The organism is Luteibacter pinisoli (genome assembly GCF_006385595.1).
GTDB lineage: Bacteria > Pseudomonadota > Gammaproteobacteria > Xanthomonadales > Rhodanobacteraceae > Luteibacter > Luteibacter pinisoli.
Window position 1 is genome coordinate 292852 of sequence record NZ_CP041046.1, and the last position, 20543, is coordinate 313394.

Sequence of the window (20543 nt, forward strand, 5' to 3'; positions counted from 1 at the left end):
CGTGGCTTCGCTGCGTGTCGCGGGTGAAGCTTGCGGAGTCCCCCGCAAGGATCGGTGTCATGAGTCCGAACGATGGTCGTTCGCTGCCGTTTCCGGCGGTACCTACTGCCAGCACGGCGGGCTACACGCTGGCGGAATCCACGCATCAGCGGCGGGAGCGTCCCAGGCGGCTACCCGATAACGCGCCGAACGTCCTGATCATCCTGCTGGATGACGTCGGCTTCGGCCTGGCCGATACGGTTGGCGGAGAGGTGCGAACCCCCAACTTCACCCGCGTGGTCGAGGCAGGCCTGGGCTACAACTGCTTCCACACCACGTCGATCTGTTCGCCGACGCGCGCCGCGCTCCTTACCGGCCGCAATCACCACCGGGTGCACTCAGGAACGATTGCGGAACGCGCGGTGGATTGGGATGGTTACACCGGCGTCATCGGCAAGGACACCGCGACCGTCGCCGAAGTGCTCCGCCACTACGGCTACAAGACCTGCGCCTTCGGCAAATGGCATAACACCCCCGCGGACCAGACCACGGCCATGGGCCCGTTCGACCGCTGGCCTACCGGACATGGCTTCGATTACTTCTACGGCTTTGTCGCCGGCGAAACCTCGCAATGGGAGCCGCGGCTGTACGAGAACACGAACCCCGTGGAACCCCCTCGCGACGAGAGCTACCACCTCTCCGAAGACCTGGCCGAACGGGCGATCGCGTGGCTGCGTAAGCACGAAGCCTATGCGACCGACGCGCCGTTCTTCATGTATTGGGCGCCAGGTGCCGCGCACGGACCGCACCACATCTTCAAGGCGTGGGCGGATCGGTACGCGGGGAAGTTTGATGATGGCTGGGATGCCTACCGCGAGCGGGTCTTCGCAAGGCAGAAGGCGCGCGGCTGGATTCCCTCCGACGCCATGCTCACGCCGCGTGCCGACACGATGCAGGGCTGGGACGAGATTCCCGAGGAGGAGCGACCGTTCCAGCGTCGCCTGATGGAAGTGTTCGCCGGCTACCTGGAACACGTCGACGCGCAGGTCGGGCGTGTGCTCGACGAGATGGACCGCCTCGGCAAGACCGAGAACACGCTGGTGCTCTATATCTTTGGCGATAACGGATCGAGCGCGGAGGGCCAAAAGGGCAGCATCAGCGAGCTGCTCGCACAGAACAACATTCCCAATACCGTGGCCGAACAGAGGGCGGCGCTGGACAAGCTGGGTGGTATCGACGTGCTGGGTTCACCCAGAACCGACAACATGTACCACGCCGGCTGGGCCTGGGCCGGATGCACGCCGTTCCACCATACCAAGCTCGTTGCCAGCCACTTTGGCGGCACGCGCAATGCCCTTGCCGTGGCGTGGCCGGCGCGCATCACCCCCGATGCACGGTTGCGCGGCCAGTTCCATCACGTGAACGACGTGGTGCCGACCATCTACGATGCCATTGGCATCCTGCCACCCGATGTCGTCGATGGCTTTGAGCAGAGGCCGCTGGATGGGATCAGCTTTGCGTACACGTTTGGCAGCGCCGATGTGCCCACGCGCAAGACCACGCAGTACTTCGAGAACAACGCCAGCCGCGGCATTTACTCGGATGGCTGGTATGCGTGCGCCTTCGGGCCCTTCGTGCCGTGGGATACGCCCAGCACCGCGAAGCGCCTGAAGACATGGGACATGCTCAGCGAGCCGTGGGAGCTGTACCACCTGGCGACGGATTTCAGCCAGGCGCACGACCTGGCGACGACCCACCCGGACAAGCTCGACGAGCTCAAGGCGCTGTTCAAGGAGGTGTCGCGCGATAACCTCGTCTGGCCCGTAGGCGCCGGCCTGTGGCTACGGATCCATCCCCAAGGATCGCATTGAGTCGCCTTACACGCGCTGGCGTTTCGACGGGTCGGTCAACCGCATGCCGGAGTTCACGGCGCCGGCGCTGGGCAAGCAGGATAGCCATGTGGAAATCGACTGCACCTGCGGCCCAAAGGCGTCGGGCGTTCTCTATGCACTGGGCGGCTTTTCCGGCGGGCTAACCCTGTTCCTTGACAAGGGCCAGCTGGTTTACGAGTACAACATGCTCATGCTTGATCGCTACCAGGCACGCAGCGTGCAACCGCTCGCCGAAGGCCACCATGTGATCACGGTCGACACGGCGTTCGAATCGGCAAAGCCCATGGGGCCGGCTTCCGTCATCCTGCGCGTGGACGGCGCGGAAGTCGCCCGCGTCGTCATCGCCCGAACGGTGCCCGTGGCCTTCACGGCCAGTGAGACGTTTGGCGTGGGCGTGGATCTTGGATCACCGGTGTCGCCGGATTATTTCGACCGGCGACCGTTCCGATTCGATGGAGAGATCCATCGTGTCGATGTTTGCGTGTCATGAGGTCGGCCAGATGCGCGATCTCACATAGTTCGACCGCCTATGCCACTCTACTGATTTTGTTGACCTTACCCGACTCCCGTGGCCCGCGAACGCGCCCCCTAAAGTTTCTCCATGAGCGGCCGTTAATCGTGGGCATTTCGTTCTTGGCCCACACAGACGGAATGTCCTAAACGCACGCAACTATGGAGATTGGCACGTGAGAGGAAACACAACGGTAACCATGGTCCCCGTTACCTGGTACTACGCTGGCCGAGCGTTGCTTTATCTGATTCTGCTTATGGCACCCGCTGCCGTTACGGGCTGGATTGCTGATCTCTTTCCGGCCTCGATACATCCCGTAACGGAGTTCCTGGGCGGGGTCGTCGTCATGCCACTGCTTTATTGGGGCCTTTATGAGGCGCTCCGTCGCTCGGGGGCCAGGTCGCAGAGCTTTATCTACCTGCTGGTCCTTCTGTTCCTCATCATCGCGGTCACACAGATCCGCACCGGTGTCATCGCTGGTGGCTGGGAGCATTGGATATCCGGCTTGATGACGCTTGCCTATGCGTCCGGCTTCTCATGGATCGCCTGGTGCGGTTACAAGGCGAATCAGAATGACGCGCACGCCGCGTACCACGCCGAGAAGGAAGAGCAGATCAATATGCACGCGCAGGCGATCCTGCGGGCTAAGGAAATCGAGCAGAGGCAAGCAGGCGGGGCCTGATCGGCGATTCTCCCGCCATGCAGCTGGCGAGCTGAATAGGGTTGGATACCGAGACCGTCGCCGTGTTCTGACGCACACGGACTCGCTTCGAAGTCTGATCGAGCGAGTTCCCTCGTTGATCGTCGAAATGGTGGGCCCACCAGGATTCGAACCTGGAACCAAGGGATTATGAGTCCCCTGCTCTAACCGTTGAGCTATAGGCCCCGTGCGGGAACGCGAGTTTACCGAATCAATGGGCTCAGCGGAGTTCGGTGCGCTGCCAGACGGTAGGGAATATCTCGCGGAAATTCATGAAGTCGAGCATGTCGGCCTGCTTGTGCTCAAGGGCATGGCAGCCTTCAACCACCGAGTCGCCCTTGCCGACGTCGTTGCCAATCTTCTTCAGCATGGCGGTGAAGGCGCTGCGCGGCTCCGGTGTGGACGCCACGGCGGCGATAAGCGCCTGCTCGCTATGCCCTAGCCTGGTGAGCGCTTCCCGGGCCTGGGAATGGCCGTCGCTGTAGCGCTCCTTGAAGGCGAGCGAGTAGCTGGAGAGATCGACGCCCTGTTCCTTGCACATGGCAGGCAGCAGGGTGGTATTGCCCCAGAAGAAGCTGAGGTACACGGCGAGCGCCGCAGTGCGCTGCTGGTCGGCTGGTAGCTTGTCGATCCGCTCTGCCGAGACGACGTCCAGCTTGTGCATCTCGTATTTCCGCATGACGCGATGCAGGACGTTGTTCAGGCCGAACAGGATGAGCGCGACGACGCCCACGCGAATGATCCATTTCATGGCGATGTGTTCCTTCAGATTCCCCGTGGGCGCATTAGATCCCAAGAAATCGGGCCCCGCCAGCCCGCCCGGGGCAGGCCTTAACGCTCTTAGGGTAAACTTCTCGTTTTTTAGCGACTTAGCATGGCGCCAAGCCACTCACGAGCCGCTGTCCGTGGATCGACCTTCGTGCGCCTCCTGGCGCGCCTGGGGGAGGTCGACGCGGGCCAGCCTGGCGGATTCCTGCCGGACCGGTTGAGCCAGTGGCTCAGCTGGACGCAGTCGCTCGCCCTCTCGTCGGCCCTGGATGGCGCCGTGGCGCCCCTGCCGGAAGGCGCCGAGCCGGGCGAGGCCGTGACGGAAGCCAGCCTGGCGGCCGCCCGTGCCGCCCTGGTCGAGACCCTCATGGACGAACCCAGCTGGGCCCGGGCCCGTGCCCGTGCTGTCTCCCGGGCGGGCGCGGTCGAGGGCGAGCTGGACAGCCGGATCGAGTATTCGGCCTTCCGCGAGCGCTACCTCATGATGCAACGCTCGATTCAGGGCACCACCGGCAAGCTCCGCGGTGAGCTGCGCGACCAGCTCGCGGCGGCGTCTCCCGAGCTGGCCAGGCTGGCCGAGGTGGATGCGGTGATGGAAGGCGCCCTGAGCCCGCGCGAACAGCGCCTGCTGGGCGGCGTGCCCGCCGTGCTGGAGGCCCGCTTCGAGAAAGCCAGGAAGGCCGCCGCGGAGGCCCAGGGCACCTCGGGCGTCTGGATCGATCTCTTCGTTCGCGAGATGCAGGATGTCCTGCTCGCCGAACTCGACGTACGTTTTCAACCGCTGGAAGGCCTGCTCGCAGCCCTGCAAAGCCCATCACTGGTAAGTCATGCGTAGAAATTTCCTCCCTTTCGCCGTGTTCGTGGCCGGCCTGGTGGTCGTGTCCTGGGTCGGTATCGGCTACGTCGGCTCCAACCCGCTGGGCGCGCTGATCGCCGCGCTGGTGGCGCTGGGCTACCTCGCCGGTGCCATCGAGCTCTACCGCTACCGCCAGGCCACCGGCACGCTGGAGACCGCGGTGGCCGAGCTGTCCGGCACGCCGGATAGCCTGGGCAGCTGGCTGGACCGCCTGCACCCGAGCCTGCGCAACGCGGTGCGCCTGCGCGTGGAAGGCGAGCGCGTGGCGCTGCCGCTGCCGGCGCTCACCCCGTACCTCGTCGGCCTGCTGGTACTGCTGGGCATGCTCGGTACCTTGCTCGGCATGATGGCGACGCTGCGCGGTACCGGCATCGCGCTGGAAAGCGCTACCGACCTGCAATCCATCCGCGGCTCGCTGGCCGCGCCCGTGAAGGGCCTCGGCTTCGCCTTCGGCACCTCGATCGCCGGTGTGGCCACGTCGGCCATGCTCGGCCTGCTGTCCGCCCTGGCGCGCCGCGAGCGCCTGCTCGCCGTGCAGCATCTCGATGCGAAGGCGCTGCGCACGCTGCGTGTGTTCTCGCAGGCGCACCAGCGCGAAGCCTCGTTCCGCCTGCTGCAGCAGCAGACCGAACTGATGCCGGCCTTGATCGACCGCCTGCAGGCGATGATGGCGACGATCGAAACCCAGAACGCGTCCACCGGCCAGCGCCACGCCGACAGCCAGGACGCCTTCCACTCGAAGGCCGAGGCCACGTTCGCGCGGCTGGCGTCGTCGGTGGAGCAGTCGCTGAAGGCAGGCGTCGCGGATAGTGCGCGCGCCGCCAGCGCTGCCTTGCAGCCGATCTTCGAAACGACGATGGCCGGCATCGCCCGCGAAACCGCCGCGCTGCACGAGAGCGTCAACAAGGCCGTCGAACGCCAGCTCGATGGCATGAAAGACGGCTTCGCCACGACGTCGTCGGGTGTCACCTCCGCGTGGAACGATGCGATCGCCACGCAGCGTGCCGCTAATGAAACGCAGGCACAGGACCTGCGCGGCGCACTGGATGCCTTCACCGCCGCCTTCGAACAGCGCGCCACGACCATGGTCGACGCCGTTGCCGATCGCTTCGAAGCCTCGGCACAGGCATCGACCGACGCGTGGTCGAGCACGCTGGCGAAGCAGGTGGCATCGCTCGACGACATCGTCACGCGCAACACGCTGGCGAACGATGCGCTCGTTGATCGCGCCGTGGCTGCCAACGAGGCCATAGCCGCACAGAGCATCGCCACGAACGAAGCCGTCGCCGCCAGCAGCGCGGCGACGAATGACGCCCTGGTCGCTCGCCACGAGAAGGCGATGGATGCCGCATCGGCCGCCTTCGGTGCGCAGGCCACCGCGCTGGTCGCAGCCGTGCATGCGGCGCAGGGCGAGCTGCAGGCGTCGCTTGAATCGCGCGACGCCGAGCGTCTCGCCGCATGGACCGGCGCCCTTGAGGGCATGTCCGCTGCGCTGTCCGCGGAGTGGAAGCAGGCGGGTGAGGCGACGGCTACCCACCACGCCGCGATCGGCGAGTCGCTGGCGCGTACCGCGAATGACATCACCAGCCAGTCGCAGCAGCACGCCAGCGCGACCATCGCCGAGATCTCGCGCCTGGTCGACGCCGCCTCGGAAGCGCCGAAGGCCGCCGCCGACGTGGTGGCCGAGCTGCGCCAGAAGCTGTCGGACAGCATGGTGCGCGATACCGCCATGCTCGAGGAGCGCAGCCGCCTGCTCGAAACGGTCGAGACGCTGCTCGGCGCCGTGAACCACGCCTCCAACGAACAGCGCACCGCGATTGATGGCCTGGTGACGACGTCGGCCGAGTTGCTTGATCGCGTCGGCACGCGCTTCATCGAACACGTGGAAGGCGAGACCGGCAAGCTCGAAGGCGTAGCCGAACGCATCACCGGCAGCGCCGAGAACGTGGCGAGCCTGGGTGAAGCCTTCAGCGGCGCGGTGCAGTCCTTCGGCCAGTCGAACGACGCGCTGTTGGCGCGCCTGCAGGCCATCGGCGAAGCGCTGGATCGCTCGCTCATCCGTAGCGATGAGCAGCTGGCCTACTACGTGGCGCAGGCGCGCGAGGTGGTGGACCTCAGCGTCCTATCGCAGAAGCAGATTCTTGAAGACATGCAGCAGCTGGCCGTGAAGCGCGGCGGGGCGGCGAAGGCATGAGCGAAGAGCTCGACGTCGACGGCGAAGCCAACGCACCTATCTGGGCCGCGTTCGGCGACCTGATGTCCGTGCTGCTGAGTGCGTTCGTCCTGATCCTGGTGGGCGTGATCGGCATGCAGCTGCAGCTGACCAGCAAGCTGGAACAGGAGACGAAGCAGCGCCAGGAGGAGCAGCATCGGCGCATCTCGCTGGAGCAGGCGCTTGCCGCGCCGCTGGCCTCAGGCCGGGTCACGCTGGTCAATGGGCGCATCGGCATCAGCGGTAGCGTCCTCTTCGCGCTGAACTCCGACCAGCTGCAGCCGGAAGGCCGCGAGCTGCTGAAGACCCTCGCGGGTCCGCTCACCACGTACCTGAAGTCACGCGACGAAATCCTCATGGTCAGCGGCTTCACCGACGACCAGGCCGTGCATGAAGGCAACCGCCGGTTCGCCGATAACCTGGAGCTCTCGGCCGAGCGTTCGCTCACCGTCACCCGTGCGTTGATCGCCGATGGCGTGCCGTCGCCTTCCGTGTTTGCCGCCGCATTTGGTGCGGAGCAGCCGGTGAGCTCCAACGCCGACGATGCCGGACGCGCGAAGAACCGCCGCGTGGAGATCGCGCCGATTCCACGCCAGTCCGCCACGGACACGAAGGCGCATGGACCGTAAGTCCTCCAGCCCGCTCGGTGCGCTGCTCGACCATCTGTCGCAGCAGCACAGCCCCACCGTCGATCTCGACGCCGAGCTGGCGCGCGTACGCAAACTGTGGGATCGCACGCGCACCCGCAGCCAGCTCCAGCAAGCTGAAATCCACGTCCCCGAAATGGAAAGCACCGGCCCGCTGAACTCCGCCGCGCTGGTCCATCGCGCGATGGAACTCATGCGCGAACTCTCGCCGGGTTACCTGCAGCACTTCCTGTCGTACGTCGACGATCTTTCGTGGATGGAGCGACTGACCGTCGCCGCCGTGGCCGCCGCGCCGGTAAAAGACGCGCCCCGCGCCGCGACCATCGGCAACAAGAAGCCGAAAGCACCGGCAAAGCCGCGCAAGCCGCGCACGCCGAAACCAAAAAATCCGGAAGGTTGAAAAGGCAGCGCTACCGCCTACTTCGCCTGCTGGATCCGAATCATATTCCCCGCCGGATCGCGCACCGCGCAGTCACGCACGCCGTAAGGCTGGTCCGTCGGTTCCTGTACGATATCCGCCTGCCGTGCCTGCAGTTGCTCAAACGTCGCGTCCAGGTTCTTGCTGGCGAGCAGGATGATGCCGAACGTTCCCTTGGCCATCATCTCGGCGATGGTCTGGCGCTCGGCGTCGGTCACGCCCGGGCTGGCCTCCGGCGGGTAGAGCACGATCGAGGTCTGCGGCTGGCCCGCCGGGCCGACGGTGATCCAGCGCTTGCCGCCGTAGCCGACATCGTTGCGGACCTCAAAACCCAGGGTGTCGCGGTAGAAGGCGAGGGCGGCGTCCGGGTCGTTCTGCGCGAGGAAGCTGGCGTTGATCGTGATGTCCATGCGGATCTCCGTGCGGTGGTGGTCAGGGAGGTCAGTCTAGGTCGGGTGCTGGCACCGGCGCTTCTTGATTCCTGACGGGACGCGTGACCTGGCGGGCGATGCAGGAAGGCATGCCTTCGGTCGCGTTGCCCTGCTCGCGTTTGTAGGCCGCCGGCGACTGGCCGACCAGTTCGGAGAAGCGCGTGCTGAACGTGCCCAGGGACGAACAACCCACGGTGAAGCAGGCGTCGGTGACGCTGACATCGCCCCGCCGTAGCAGGGCCATGGCCCGTTCGATCCGGCGGGTCATCAGGTAGCTGTACACCGATTCGCCGTAGGCGGCCTTGAACTGGCGGCTCAGGTGCCCGGCCGACATGTGCACGCCCTGCGCGAGCGCGTCCACGTCGAGGGGCTGGGCATAGTCGCGGTCGATCCGGTCGCGCACGCGACGCAACCGCGCAAGGTCGCGGAGTTGTTTCGCCGGATCGGATGGGCTGGCCATGCCGCCGATCGTGGCAGCCGGCGTAGCCGTGCTCAAGTGCCCACAAAAAAACGCCCGCTTGCGCGGGCGTTTTTCCTGTCGCGTTGCTGGTCCCGGCTATCAGTCGATATCGAGGAACGAGCGCAGCGTTTCCGAGCGGCTCGGGTGGCGCAGCTTACGCAGGGCCTTGGCTTCGATCTGGCGGATGCGCTCGCGGGTGACGTCGAACTGCTTGCCGACTTCTTCCAGCGTGTGATCCGTGTTCATGTCGATGCCGAAGCGCATGCGCAGCACCTTCGCTTCACGCGGGGTGAGGCCGGCGAGCACGTCGCGCACGGTTTCCATCAGGCCCGTTTCCGTCGCCGATTCCACCGGCGAGCTGGCGTTGGTGTCCTCGATGAAATCGCCAAGGTGCGAATCTTCGTCATCACCGATCGGCGTTTCCATGGAGATCGGTTCCTTCGCGATCTTCAGGACCTTGCGGATCTTGTCTTCCGGCATCTCCATTTCCTTGGCCAGTTCTTCCGGCGTCGGCTCGCGGCCGAACTGCTGGAGCATCTGGCGGGAGATGCGGTTGAGCTTGTTGATCGTTTCGATCATGTGCACCGGGATACGGATGGTGCGGGCCTGGTCGGCGATCGAACGGGTGATGGCCTGGCGGATCCACCACGTGGCGTACGTGGAGAACTTGTAGCCGCGGCGGTATTCGAACTTGTCCACGGCCTTCATCAGGCCGATGTTGCCTTCCTGGATGAGGTCGAGGAACTGCAGGCCGCGGTTGGTGTACTTCTTGGCGATGGAGATGACGAGACGCAGGTTGGCCTCGACCATTTCCTTCTTCGCGCGACGGGCCTTCGCCTCGCCGACCGACATGGCGCGGTTGATTTCCTTGATGTCGGTGAGCGGCAGGTACAGCGTGCGCTCGATCTGCGCCAGCTTCTCCTGCTCGCCATCGATGGCTTCGCGGAAGTTCTTGATGTTCGGTGACCACTTCTGGCGCTTGCGCGAGAGATCCGCAGCCCACTCGAGGTTGCCCTCGTTGGACGGGAAGCTCTTGAGGAACTCGGCGCGCGGCATCTTCACCTGCTTGACGAAGATGTCCATCAGGATGCGCTCGTGGTGACGGATGTCGTTCACCACTTCGCGCAGCTTGCGCACGAAGCTGTCGATCAGCGCCGACGGCAGCTTGAGGTTGAGGAACGCTTCCGACATCTGCTCGCGGATCTTCGCGACCTTCTTGTCGTTGATCTCAGCCTTCGGCGCCGACTTCTGGAACTTGGCGTGCAGCGAACGCAGTTCTTCCATGCGGCGCTTCACTTCTTCCGGATCCGGACCGGTCGGGCCGGCTTCCTCTTCCTCGGCGGCGCCTTCGACTTCTTCGTCTTCGCTGTCGGCGTCGGCGTCGGTCGCTTCCGAGTCGGCGTCGGCCGCGGCGGCCTGGGCTTCGTCAGCGGCGGCTTCCAGGTCGGCGAAGCCGGCCAGGATTTCGCTCAGGCGGCGCTTGCCTTCCAGGTGCTGGTCGTATTCCTCAAGCAGCAGCTGGATGGTGAGCGGGAACGAGGACAGCGCGGTCTGGACCTGGTTCAGGCCTTCTTCGATGCGCTTGGCGATGGCGATTTCGCCTTCGCGGGTGAGCAGCTCGACCGTACCCATCTCACGCATGTACATGCGGACCGGGTCGGTGGTGCGGCCTACTTCCGAGTCGACGGCCGAGAGCAGGGCCACGGCTTCTTCGGCCGCGGACTCGTCGTCCGTGCCGGAGCCGGGGGCACCGCCATCGCTGATCGTATCGGTGTCGGGCGCGGAATCGTGGACCTCGATGCCGACGCCCTTGAGCACCGCCATGATGTCTTCGATCTGCTCCGGATCGACAATGTCGTCGGGCAGGTGGTCATTGATTTCGGCATACGTCAGGTAGCCCTGCTCCAGACCCTTGGAGATGAGCTGCTTGATTTCAGACTGTTGCTCGTGAGCTTTGTTAGTCATGCCGACCGCCGCGGGTTACAGGAACCGATCAGTATAGTCATTTGATGATTTTTTGACCAGTTTTCAAGTGGATTGGCTCCATCGACAGGACGCAAGAATCGGGCCAGATTACCTTTCGGGGCGGGCGCTTGCGTGGCGATGGGGAACGGGTGAGGAGTGCACAGACCCCACGCTGGGGCCTCAGCGCACCTCCAGGCGGAAGGTGACCGGGCCGTCATTAATCAGGTGTACCTTCATATGGGCACCAAAGCGCCCGGTTTCCACCCCCGGGGGGTGGGCATCACGGGCCAGGGCCACCAGCCGGTCGAACCAGCGCAGGCCAACCTCCGGCGGCGCCGCCGTGGTGAAGCTGGGGCGCATGCCCTTGCGGGTATCGGCGGCCAGGGTGAACTGGCTGACCAGGAGCAGGCCGCCGCCGGTCTCGGCCAGGCCAAGATTCATCTTGCCCTCGGCGTCCGGGAACACCCGGTAGCCCAGCAGGCGCTCCAGCATGCGCTGGCACTGCGCCTCGCCATCGGCCGGCTCCACCGCGACGAGCGCCAGCAGCCCGGCGCCGATGGCGCCCACGGTCTGCCCGTCAACCTCGACGCGCGCGGCTTCGACACGCTGGATGAGTGCAATCATGGTGTTCTGTAGCGGCGGATGGGCGCCAAGCTTAAAGGAGCGGTTACCATCCGGGGAATGCGTCCGGACATTTACCTCCTTTACCTCCTGCTGCGCGTGGTCAGCCTGTTTCCCCTGCGTACCGTGCATGCCGTCGGGGCGTGGATCGGCCGCCGCTCGCTGCGCTCGAACTCGCGCAGTGCCCGCTACACGGCGACCAACCTGCGCCTGACCCGCCCGGCGCTTGCCGCGGCCGAGCGCGCCGAGCTCCTGCGCCGGACGATGGAGGAAGAGGGCAAGGGCGCCACCGAAATCGCCGCCATCTGGGGCGGCGGCTCCGACAAGGCCCTGGGCCAGGTGCGCGAGGTGGTTGGCGGCGAGCTGTTCGAGGCCGCGCTGGCGTCGGGCAAGGGCGTGATCATCGCCGCGCCCCACCTGGGCTGCTGGGAACTGCTCAATTACTGGCTGTGCAGCAAGACGCCCATGGCGATTCTTTACCGTCCGCCGCGGATCCAGGCCATCGAGGCCCTGCTGCGCAAGGTGCGCGGCAAGCTGGCGCCGGAGCAGGTGCGGGCGGACGGCGCGGGCGTGCGCACGCTGTTCAAGCGGCTGGGTGCGGGCGGCACGGTTGGCATCCTGCCGGACCAGAAGCCGCGCGAGGGCGAAGGCGAGTTCGCGCCGTTCTTCGGGGTGGATGCGCTGACCATGGTGTTGCTGCCGCGGCTGGCCGCGAGAACCGGCGCCACCGTGCTGTTCAGCTTTGCCGAGCGGCTGCCGGAGGGCCGGGGTTTTCGCATCCACGTGCTGCCGGCGCCCGAGGGCATAGCCGATGCCGATACGAAGGTGGCCTGCGCGGCGCTGAATCGCGGCGTGGAGCAGTGCGTCGAGCTCGCGTTTGCGCAGTACCAGTGGCACTACAAGCGGTATACGGCCCACGACCGGCCGGACCCGTACAAGGTCAGCCCTTCCGCGACAGCCGGTTGAGGAACACCGCCATTTCCTTGCTGGCCTGCACGTCGCCACGCATCGTGGCGGCGTCGATGCCCTGGCGCCAAGCCGCGGCCGCGCCTTCTTCGTCGTCCACCGCCAGCAGCGCCTTGCCCAGCAGCTTCCACGCCGCCGAATAGGTCGGATCGAACACCAGCGCTTCGCGGAACGCGTGGGATGCCTCGGTGTACTGGCCGTCGCCGAGCAGCGCATTGCCGATCGAGAAGCGCAGCAGGGCGCCGTCGCGAACCCCGCCGACCTGCGCGCGCAGCCGTTCGACGAGGTCGTCGCTCATCGCACGGCGGCGCGGGTGCGCCAGTAATCGAGCGGGTAGAGCTGGGTCGGCACGCCGGGTTCGGCCGGCACGCGGCCCTTCTGCAAGGCCGCTAGGGTCGGTGCGTCCCAGATCATCAGCCAGCCGGTGCGCGAGGGCTGCACGAGGCGCGCATAGCGGTAGGCCTCGGCGGGCGGATGTTTCGCGTACGAGATGATCAGGCCGTTGGCGTGGTGCTGGGCGAAATCGTCGAGGCTGTCGCCGTCGTGCACCACGTCATCGTCGTCGTCATCGGCCGGCGCGGCCATGCCCGGCTGCAGCTTGATCTTGGCGATGGGATGCATGAGCCGGCCGGCGAAGTGGTACTGGCCGTTGTAAGAGACACCGAGATTGCCGATGGGGCGCCCGGCCGCATCGGCCTGGGCGAGGTACAGCGAGGCCGGCGTGAGGTCGTAGCGATACCACAGGCCCAGCGTGAACAGCGCATTGAGCGCGACCGTGCCGATCAGGCCGGCGAAGGCCAGGCGGCGCATCTCGCCGCGGCCGCGCAGCAGGAGCAGGGCGCCGAGCACGATGAAGACGACGCCGAAGAAGCGGGCGTACGGCGCCATGCCGGTCAGCCAGATGTTGTCGGGGAAGCGCGTCGGCACCACGGCCGGCATGGCGAACAGGACGATCGCCAGCAGGAAGGCGCCGATGGACAGCGGCCACGTACCCAGCGCCCAGTGGTTGGCCAGCGTCGGGTGGCGCTCGCGCAGGTCCGCGACGCACGCGGCCACCAGCATGGTGACGCCACCCAGTTCGGGCAGCACGTAATACAGCTGCTTACCGGTAATCAGCGAGAAGACCAGGAAGGTGGGCAGCAACCAGCACACCAGGAAACGCAGGCCCGGTTCCAGCGGCTGGCGCAGCAGCGCCACGAACAGCGGCGCCACCAGCAGCACCATCAGCGCCTTGTCGAGCAACGGCGGGAAGTGCGCCAGCATCGATACGAGCAGCAGCACCAGGGCGGCACCCGCGCACCACAGCAGGGCCGGGGTGCCGGCGCGCATCGGCTTGCGGAACAGGGCCGTGGGCAGCGCCACGATGCCGCGCAGCCAGCCGCTCAGCGGGAAGACGATCACCGGCAGGAACAGCAGGTAGTACCAGGCCGGGCGGGCGTGGTTCTGCAGGTCCTGGGCGTGGGTATCCACCACGCGGCCAGCGGTCTGGGTGAAGAACAGGCGCTGGCGATACGCTTCGCCACCCGCTTCGCCGGCCGGGATCGCCCACGCCAGCAGCAGGGCGAAGCCGATCAGCAGCCCCGCGACACCCATGCCGTACCAGCGGGCCTTGTTCTGTCGCGCCCAGTCATTCCACAGCGGCCCCAACAGGAACGGGAACAGCACGTGCAGGACCATCACCGGCCCCTTCGTCAGCAGGCCCGCGCCCACCAGCAGGCCGAACAGCCACCAGCGCGGCGATGCGCGCGTGGCCGTCGGCGTCAGGCACAGCAGCGCACCGAGAACCCAGGCGCAGAGCAGCACCTCGTACATGATCTGCAGGCCGAACAGGAACGCGTACGCGAAGGCCATCAGCAGCCACGGCGTGGCCTTGGCCACCCAGGGGCGGGCCGGGAAAAGCCGGCTCGCCAGCACCGAGGCAAGCACCAGCTGCGCGCCGCCGAAGATCACCTCGAGGATGCGCGGCCACACGTCGCTAACGCCGAACACCGCCCAGCCGGCGTGGATCATCCAGAACAGCAGCGGCACTTTCTCGCTGTAGGCTTCGCCGTTGATGTGCGGCACCAGCCACTGGTGGTGGGCCCACATATCCCACGCCACCGCGAGGGTGCGAGTGGAGAACATGGGCATCGGGCCGTGCGAAAAGATGGCCAGCAGGGCCATGACGGACCACAGCGGCAGCCAGGGCCACAGGGCGCGAAGGTGTTCCGACCGGGTATAGGCGCTGTTGGACAAGGGCGTCGTTACCGTTAAAGGATCATGAATTCTAAACGCACCATCAGGAGAAAAGCTGACTCCAGTGGTACAGCGCGGGGTGTCGCCAGCGTGTCTAGGGCTGGCGCACCGGCCTAGCGCAGCAGGTCGTCGATGGCCCGGCCCAGGCGCTGGGGGAACCCGGCCTGGTTCGTGTCATACCACGTGCGGGCCGCCGTACCGAGCGCCTCGACCTCCGCGTCGGACATCTTCACGATCCGCTCGACGCAGGCTTCCAGCGCCTCTTCGTCGAACTGCCACAGCGTGGCCGCGTTCAGCGTGCCGTTTTCGTGCGCCGCCACGCGCATGCCGTGCTCGTCGGTGATCAGTTCGTTCATCGGCGCCCCGTCCGTGGCCAGGACGACGGCGCCGCAGCTCATGGCTTCGACGATGTAATGGCCCCAGCCCTCGGCCTCGGAAAGGCACAGGTGGAATCGGTGCGCGTTCTGCAACCGGCGGATGTCCTCGATGTCGGACAGGAACGTCACCTGATGGTCGAGGTTGGGCGCCGCCGGCGGTCGGTCGGTCGCGGCCACCGAGGGGGACTGGTACACGTGCAGCGTCGGCCATTCGGGATGCCTGCGCCACACCTCAAGCAGGCGCTCGGTGCCCTTCATGCGGCTGCCGCCGGCCAGGTGCAGGAACGCGCGGTCGCGCGGCACGCCCTCGCGTCGGCAATCGGTGCTGATGAAGCCGATCTGCGCCGTGGCGAGCCCCATCGCCTGGAACGCGTCGCGTGCGCTGTCGGTTTTGCACAGGACGGTATCGAAGCGATGCAGTGAGCGACGGTCGCGGCGGCTGAGCCATTCCGGATGAGGAATGAACGCGTTGCGCCGGGACATGGCGAGGTAGCCGGGGTGGACGTGTTCGATGGTGAGGCCGAGGTCATGGCGAAACGGGCCCTTGCCCATCAGCCAGCGCGCACGCATGGCCAGGCGCGCGCCCCACGCACGCCACGGCAACCCGTGGGCACGCTGCGGCGTCCGCGTCACCGTGACGTCGTGGCCAAGGTCGCGCAGGGCCTTCTCGAAAAGAAGGATGTCGTGGGTCAGGCCGCGGCCGTTGTCCCAGGCAATGAGGTTGATCGATGCCATGGTTCAGTAGCCCCTGTCAGATGGTGCACGGTGCGAAAGCATGCGGCCGACGTAAACGGCGAGCCCGAGCGTGAGGAAGAAATAAAGCGAGTGCGGCATAGCCCGGTAAAACACATTGTCGGTGAGGCCGCACAGCGCGTACATGCCGGTGACGGCCAGCCCCGCGCAGGCGGGCATCGCCACGCCGTTGTCGCGGTGCAGCGCATGCTTGCCGAAGAACCAGAGGGCGCTGCCGAACAGCAGCAACAACAGGGCCAGCGCCGGCAGGCCACCGGTGACAGCCCACTCCAGGTATTCGCTGTGCGGGTGGTCGTAGCGTTCGATCGACGTGGAGGCTTTGCCTTCAGCGATCCGGCCGCGGGCGTAAGCGCCGAACTGATTCAGGCCGACGCCGCCCAGCGGCCTTTCCGCGATGGCCGAACCGGCGTTGCGCCACATTTCCAGACGTTCGCGAACGGCGCCGGTGGCGTCCTGCTCGCTGTAGGTGGACATCTCTTCCGACACTGCGGCGAAGCGCTCGGCGACCTCGCCGTGCAACGTGGTCGTTGCCACCGCCGCCACGCCAATGCCGAGGACGAGGACACCCAGCGCCTGGCGCCAGCGGCCGGTGCGGCGGGCCTGCATCAGCACCAGCGCGACGAACACCGGGATGCAGGCGAGCAGCGGGCCGCGGCTCTGGGTAAGCAGGGCACCGTAGATACCCAGCGCGGCGAACACGCCATGCAGCAGGCGCTCCCCGGTGCGCAGTTCCACCCGCAGCGCCTGGACGGTGCCGATGAGCGACAGCACCAGGATGAACATGCAGAACTCGATCGCGCCCCACAGGCCGTTGTTGATGCCGTAGACGCGGTCGATCCCTTCAATGTAGTGCTGCTCGATGCAGATGATCCCCAGCGCGCCCGCCGACGCGCTGAAGCCAAGGCGCAGGACGATCGGCCGCAGGGGCGCCGCGAAGCAGGCTGCGATGGGCAGGAACGCAAGGATGTGCGACGTGACGTCGAACTCCCTGAACGAAATGCCATGGGCCAGCGTGTTGACCAGCCAGAACACGAATGCGAGCGCGGCCGGGACCACGACCAGGGCCGCCCGGCGGTACGCCTGGCGAACCTCGGCGCGGGTGATCAGCAGCCACACCCCGACCAGAAGCAGGATCGCCGCCGGGAGTGCCTTCGCCTTCAGCGGCACGGCGAACGACAGCGGCATGACGGCGATCAGCAGCGACAGGATCCAGGGGCGCCACGCGTTGGATTTTTCTAGCACTCGGCACCTTGGTCTGCATAGACGGCCCTGGAGCGGGCCAGCTCGGCGCCCGGGCCAGAAGGCCGGGTATCCGAGGCATGGTACTTTAACGGATCGCGGATGCCGCTCCGTGGGCGCACGGTGGTCCGGCCGCAATTCAGCTAATGCAAAGGTCGGCGATGAGGGTTCTTTTCACCAACTTCCACGCTGGCGACGGCGGCGGTCATACGACGTACGTGGCCGCCCTGGCCCGCGGGCTGGCGCCGCGCCACGCGGTAAGCGTCGCCGCACCCCCCGGCAGCCGGCTCAACCGCGAGGCGCGAGGCATCGAGGGGGTGACGGTGCTCGACCAGCCGTTTCCCAATGGCCTGGGCAAGCTGCCGGCACGCCGCCGCGCCCGGCGCCAGCTCGCCGCGTGGTTGCGCGCCCACGAGGTCGACATCATCCACGTCAACGGATCGGCCGATCACCGACTGGTGATGGCGGCGGTGCGTGGCCTTCCGCGGCGCCCCGCCATCGTGCTCACCAAGCACAACTCCAAGCCGATGACCGGCCTGGGCCATCGCTGGCGCGCGCGCTTTGGTACCGACATGGTGATCGCGGTGTGCGAGTACGTGCGCCGCCAGGTCGAGGCGTCGCCTTACGCGCGTTGCCGGCTTGCCACCGTATTCAACGGCGTGGACATCGCGCGCTTCGCGCCGACGGCGGCCGACGCGGCCGAGCGTGCCGCCCGCCTTGCCCCGGCCGCGGAAGGCGAGGCGCTTCTGGTCGGCAGTAACGCGGGCACCGCCCGCTACAAGGGGTGGATGGATCTGCTCGAAGCGCTGGCGCTGCTGCCGCCGGGCGAGCGGGAGCGCTATCGCATCGTCCTCGCCGGTGGCCTTCCGGGTGCCGATGACCTCGCCCGCATCGAGGCGCTGGGGCTGGGCCACCTCGTGCATTTCACCGGCCGCCTCGAGGATGTCCGGCCGATGGTCGCGACCCTCGATGCCGGCTTCGTCCTGTCATGGGACGTGGAAACCATTTCGTTCGCCTGCCGCGAGATGATGGCCATGGGCAAGCCGGTGCTGGTCAGTGACTACGCCGGCCTGCCCGAAAACATCCACCAGGGCATCGACGGCTGGGTCGTGCCGGCACGTCGACGCGAGGCGATCGCCGAGGCGTTGCGCACCCTATGGAACCACCGCGGCTCGCTGCCGGCGATGGGGGCCGCGGCGCGCACGCACGCTGAAGCGTCCTTTGGCCTGGTGCATTTCGTGGACGCGACGGAACGCGCCTACGCCGGCCTTCTTTCCAGCAGGGCGTAGTACATGCCGTCCAGGTCGCCGTCGCCCGGCAGGATCTGCCAGCCGATGGCCGCCGCCTGGCCCACGGGCAGGGAGATGGGCAGCACGGTGGCGTCGGTGCGGCCTTCCACGAAGGCGCCGACGACGCCCTCGTTCTCCTGCCGCAGCAGCGAACACGTGACGTAAAGCAGGCGGCCGCCGGGCGCGAGGGTCTCCCAGCAGGCGGCGAGGATGCGCGACTGCTGGGCCACCAGCGCATCGATATCCGTGGCGCGGCGATGCAGGCGCACGTCGGGCCGGCGGCGAATGACCCCCGTGGCGGAGCAGGGGGCGTCGATCATGATCCGGTCGAACGGCGTGCCGTCCCACCAGGCTGCCGTGTCGCCGGCGTCGGCCACCGCGATGGTGGCATCCAGGCCAAGCCTTTCCAGGTTCTGCCGTATCCGACTCGCGCGCGGCGCTTCGTATTCGACGGCGAGCAGGTCCACATCCGCACGCTCAAGCACGTGGCAGGCTTTGCCGCCGGGCGCGGCGCAGGCGTCGAGCACGCGCTGGCCGTTCGCGACATCGAGAAGGTCGGCGGGCACTTGGGCGGCGCCGTCCTGCACGGCGAAATGGCCTTCCTTGAAGCCGGGCAGGCGGGTGACATCGGTGCTGTGCGGCAGGACGAGGCCATCGGCCAGCCAGGGGTGCAGCGCCACCTCCTGGCCGGCCGTGGCCAGTGCCGCGGCCACTGCCTCGCGCGTGGCGCGGCGGCGGTTCACGCGCAGCATCAGCGGCGGTTCCTGGTTGGAGGCAGCGAGTACCGCGTCGGCCTGGTCGGGCCAGTCGCGGGCGATCGCCTTCGCCAGCCAGCCGGGGTGTGCGTGGCGGGTGGCCGGGATCGCGTCGAGTTCGGCGTTGAGCGTTTCGCGCTCACGCTGCCAGCGGCGCAGTACGGCGTTGACGAGGCCGGCCAGCCGCGGGCGCCGCAGCTCGCGGGCTGCCTCCACCGTGGCGGCCACGGCCGCGTACGGCGGCATTTCCAGGGTTTCCAGCTGGACCAGTCCGGTCACGAGCAGGGCATGGATCACCGGCTCGTTGCGCCGGATCGGCTTGTCGAGGAGGCGGTCCATCGCGGCGTCGAAGCGTGGCCACCAGCGCGCGCCTTCGTTGAGTAAGGCGGTGAGCAGGGCACGATCGCGTGAGTCAGCCAGCTTCGGGAGGGCTCGGTCCGCCACTTCGCGTAGCGAATGGCCGGAAAGCGCGATGCTCGCGAGTGCCTCGGCGGCCAGGGCCCTGACCGATGGCGGCTTGCTCACGAGGATGCCTGCTTCAGCTCCGGCCGGGCGTTGAGGTAATCCGCAGCGCCGATGCGGCGGCCGCCCGCACGTTGCACCGCGGTGAGGCGCAAGGCGCCGTCGGCACAGGCGATGTCGATGCCATCGCGATTCGCCGCCAGCACGGTGCCCGGCTCGGCACCTGCACGGCCCGGTACCGCACGGGCGGCCCAGATCCGCAGGCGCTCGCCAGCGACATCACCCTCGGCCACGGGCCAGGGATCGAAGGCGCGAACCTTGCGCTCCAGCGCGAGCGCTGGCTGGGTGAAATCGAGCCGTGCTTCCACCTTGTCCAGCTTGTGGGCGTACTCGACGCCTTCGCTGGGCTGGGCGCGCGGCACCAGTGTTTCGCCGGCCATGGTCCGGCGCAGGCCCTCGGCCAGCGCCTCGGCGCCGAGCGCCGACAGCCGGTCGTGCAGGCTGCCGCCTGTATCGTCGCCGGCAATCGGGGTGCGGCGCTCGACCAGCACGGGGCCGGTATCCAGCCCCGCTTCCATCTGCATCAGGTCGACGCCGCTTTCGTCGTCACCGGCCAGGATGGCGCGCTGGATCGGCGCGGCCCCACGCCAGCGCGGCAGCAGGGAGGCGTGGACGTTCCAGCAGCCCAGGCGCGGGATGGAGAGCACCTTCCGCGGCAGGATCAGGCCGTAGGCGACCACCACCATGAGGTCGGGTGCGTAGGCGGCGAGGCGCTCGCGGTCGGCCTCGGCCTTGAACGATTCCGGCTGCTCGACGGGGATGCCCGCCGCGAGCGCGGCCTCTTTCACCGGGCTGGCGGCCAGCTTGCGGCCACGGCCCGCGGGACGATCCGGCTGGGTGTAAACGGCCACCACCTCGACGCCCGCGGCACGGCAGGCTTCCAGGCAGGGGACAGCGAAGTCAGGCGTTCCGGCGAACACCACGCGCAGGGGAGTGACCGCCATGGG

Annotated in this window: 20 protein-coding genes and 1 tRNA gene; 9 read left to right on the top strand and 12 right to left on the bottom strand. The window is 67.2% G+C overall.

Annotated features, from left to right (window positions below):
- The first annotated feature begins 59 nt into the window (after positions 1-59).
- From FIV34_RS01300 to FIV34_RS01305, 3 genes are all read left to right on the top strand, one after another.
- Positions 60-1850 (top strand): arylsulfatase, encoded by a 1791-nt coding sequence (locus FIV34_RS01300; RefSeq protein WP_211352688.1) that lies wholly within the window; start codon positions 60-62, stop codon positions 1848-1850.
- Positions 1851-1893: 43 nt separating this feature from the next.
- Positions 1894-2361 carry a LamG domain-containing protein gene (locus tag FIV34_RS21080; RefSeq protein ID WP_211352689.1) on the top strand — a complete coding sequence of 156 codons (468 nt, stop codon included), beginning with the start codon at positions 1894-1896 and terminating at the stop codon, positions 2359-2361.
- Between the two features lie 220 nt (positions 2362-2581).
- The gene (locus FIV34_RS01305) at positions 2582-3064 is read left to right on the top strand and encodes a hypothetical protein (protein WP_139978909.1); all 483 of its coding nucleotides are present in this window, start codon (positions 2582-2584) and stop codon (positions 3062-3064) included.
- Between the two features lie 128 nt (positions 3065-3192).
- On the opposite strand, the gene FIV34_RS01310 is transcribed toward FIV34_RS01305, so the two are convergent.
- A tRNA-Ile gene (locus FIV34_RS01310) sits at positions 3193-3268 on the bottom strand.
- A 34-nt stretch (positions 3269-3302) separates the two neighbouring features.
- Positions 3303-3833 carry a hypothetical protein gene (locus FIV34_RS01315; RefSeq protein ID WP_139978911.1) on the bottom strand — a complete coding sequence of 177 codons (531 nt, stop codon included), beginning with the start codon at positions 3831-3833 and terminating at the stop codon, positions 3303-3305.
- Positions 3834-4001: 168 nt separating this feature from the next.
- Between FIV34_RS01315 and FIV34_RS01320 the strand changes: the two genes are divergently transcribed.
- From FIV34_RS01320 to FIV34_RS01335, 4 genes are read left to right on the top strand one after another with little or no spacing between them, the layout of a single operon-like run.
- Positions 4002-4685 (top strand): DUF3348 family protein, encoded by a 684-nt coding sequence (locus FIV34_RS01320; RefSeq protein ID WP_246058716.1) that lies wholly within the window; start codon positions 4002-4004, stop codon positions 4683-4685.
- On the top strand, positions 4678-6900 hold the full coding sequence (locus FIV34_RS01325; protein ID WP_139978915.1) for a DUF802 domain-containing protein: 2223 nt from the start codon (positions 4678-4680) through the stop codon (positions 6898-6900). Before FIV34_RS01320 ends, FIV34_RS01325 begins: the two co-directional genes overlap by 8 nt.
- Positions 6897-7547 carry an OmpA family protein gene (locus FIV34_RS01330; protein WP_139978917.1) on the top strand — a complete coding sequence of 217 codons (651 nt, stop codon included), beginning with the start codon at positions 6897-6899 and terminating at the stop codon, positions 7545-7547. Before FIV34_RS01325 ends, FIV34_RS01330 begins: the two co-directional genes overlap by 4 nt.
- Positions 7537-7965, top strand: coding sequence for a DUF2894 domain-containing protein (locus FIV34_RS01335; protein ID WP_246058717.1), 429 nt, complete (start codon positions 7537-7539; stop codon positions 7963-7965). Before FIV34_RS01330 ends, FIV34_RS01335 begins: the two co-directional genes overlap by 11 nt.
- A gap of 17 nt (positions 7966-7982) precedes the next feature.
- On the opposite strand, the gene FIV34_RS01340 is transcribed toward FIV34_RS01335, so the two are convergent.
- The 4 genes from FIV34_RS01340 to dtd form a co-directional block, all read right to left on the bottom strand.
- The gene (locus FIV34_RS01340) at positions 7983-8393 is read right to left on the bottom strand and encodes a VOC family protein (protein ID WP_139978922.1); all 411 of its coding nucleotides are present in this window, start codon (positions 8391-8393) and stop codon (positions 7983-7985) included.
- 31 nt (positions 8394-8424) lie between these two features.
- Entirely contained in the window at positions 8425-8874 is a 450-nt protein-coding gene (locus FIV34_RS01345; protein ID WP_139978924.1) for a helix-turn-helix transcriptional regulator, read from the bottom strand.
- A gap of 99 nt (positions 8875-8973) precedes the next feature.
- On the bottom strand, positions 8974-10839 hold the full coding sequence (rpoD, locus tag FIV34_RS01350; protein ID WP_139978926.1) for an RNA polymerase sigma factor RpoD: 1866 nt from the start codon (positions 10837-10839) through the stop codon (positions 8974-8976).
- 180 nt (positions 10840-11019) lie between these two features.
- A complete protein-coding gene (gene dtd / locus FIV34_RS01355) occupies positions 11020-11463 on the bottom strand; it encodes a D-aminoacyl-tRNA deacylase (protein WP_139978929.1) in 444 nt (147 codons plus the stop codon).
- Positions 11464-11520: 57 nt separating this feature from the next.
- Here dtd and FIV34_RS01360 point away from each other — a divergent pair, with 57 nt between their 5' ends.
- Positions 11521-12426 (top strand): LpxL/LpxP family acyltransferase, encoded by a 906-nt coding sequence (locus FIV34_RS01360; protein ID WP_139978931.1) that lies wholly within the window; start codon positions 11521-11523, stop codon positions 12424-12426.
- Here FIV34_RS01360 and FIV34_RS01365 read toward each other — a convergent pair.
- The 4 genes from FIV34_RS01365 to FIV34_RS01380 all read right to left on the bottom strand — a co-directional run bounded on the left by FIV34_RS01365 (position 12401) and on the right by FIV34_RS01380 (position 17033).
- Positions 12401-12724, bottom strand: a complete 324-nt coding sequence (locus tag FIV34_RS01365) for a hypothetical protein (RefSeq protein ID WP_139978933.1) — start codon at positions 12722-12724, stop codon at positions 12401-12403. The genes FIV34_RS01360 and FIV34_RS01365 overlap by 26 nt on opposite strands.
- On the bottom strand, positions 12721-14661 hold the full coding sequence (locus FIV34_RS01370) for an ArnT family glycosyltransferase (protein ID WP_139978935.1): 1941 nt from the start codon (positions 14659-14661) through the stop codon (positions 12721-12723). The genes FIV34_RS01365 and FIV34_RS01370 overlap by 4 nt, the downstream gene beginning before the upstream one ends.
- Positions 14662-14774: 113 nt before the next feature.
- Positions 14775-15773 carry a glycosyltransferase gene (locus FIV34_RS01375; RefSeq protein ID WP_139978937.1) on the bottom strand — a complete coding sequence of 333 codons (999 nt, stop codon included), beginning with the start codon at positions 15771-15773 and terminating at the stop codon, positions 14775-14777.
- A 3-nt stretch (positions 15774-15776) separates the two neighbouring features.
- Complete coding sequence (locus tag FIV34_RS01380; RefSeq protein WP_246058718.1) at positions 15777-17033, bottom strand: O-antigen ligase family protein; 1257 nt, start codon at positions 17031-17033, stop codon at positions 15777-15779.
- A gap of 158 nt (positions 17034-17191) precedes the next feature.
- Between FIV34_RS01380 and FIV34_RS01385 the strand changes: the two genes are divergently transcribed.
- The gene (locus FIV34_RS01385) at positions 17192-18319 is read left to right on the top strand and encodes a glycosyltransferase family 4 protein (protein WP_139978939.1); all 1128 of its coding nucleotides are present in this window, start codon (positions 17192-17194) and stop codon (positions 18317-18319) included.
- On the opposite strand, the gene rsmB is transcribed toward FIV34_RS01385, so the two are convergent.
- Both rsmB and fmt read right to left on the bottom strand, forming a co-directional pair.
- Positions 18289-19599, bottom strand: a complete 1311-nt coding sequence (rsmB, locus tag FIV34_RS01390) for a 16S rRNA (cytosine(967)-C(5))-methyltransferase RsmB (RefSeq protein WP_139978941.1) — start codon at positions 19597-19599, stop codon at positions 18289-18291. The two genes, FIV34_RS01385 and rsmB, sit on opposite strands and share 31 nt — an antisense overlap.
- Positions 19596-20540, bottom strand: a complete 945-nt coding sequence (gene fmt, locus FIV34_RS01395; RefSeq protein WP_139978943.1) for a methionyl-tRNA formyltransferase — start codon at positions 20538-20540, stop codon at positions 19596-19598. The genes rsmB and fmt overlap by 4 nt, the downstream gene beginning before the upstream one ends.
- Positions 20541-20543 lie beyond the last annotated feature (3 nt).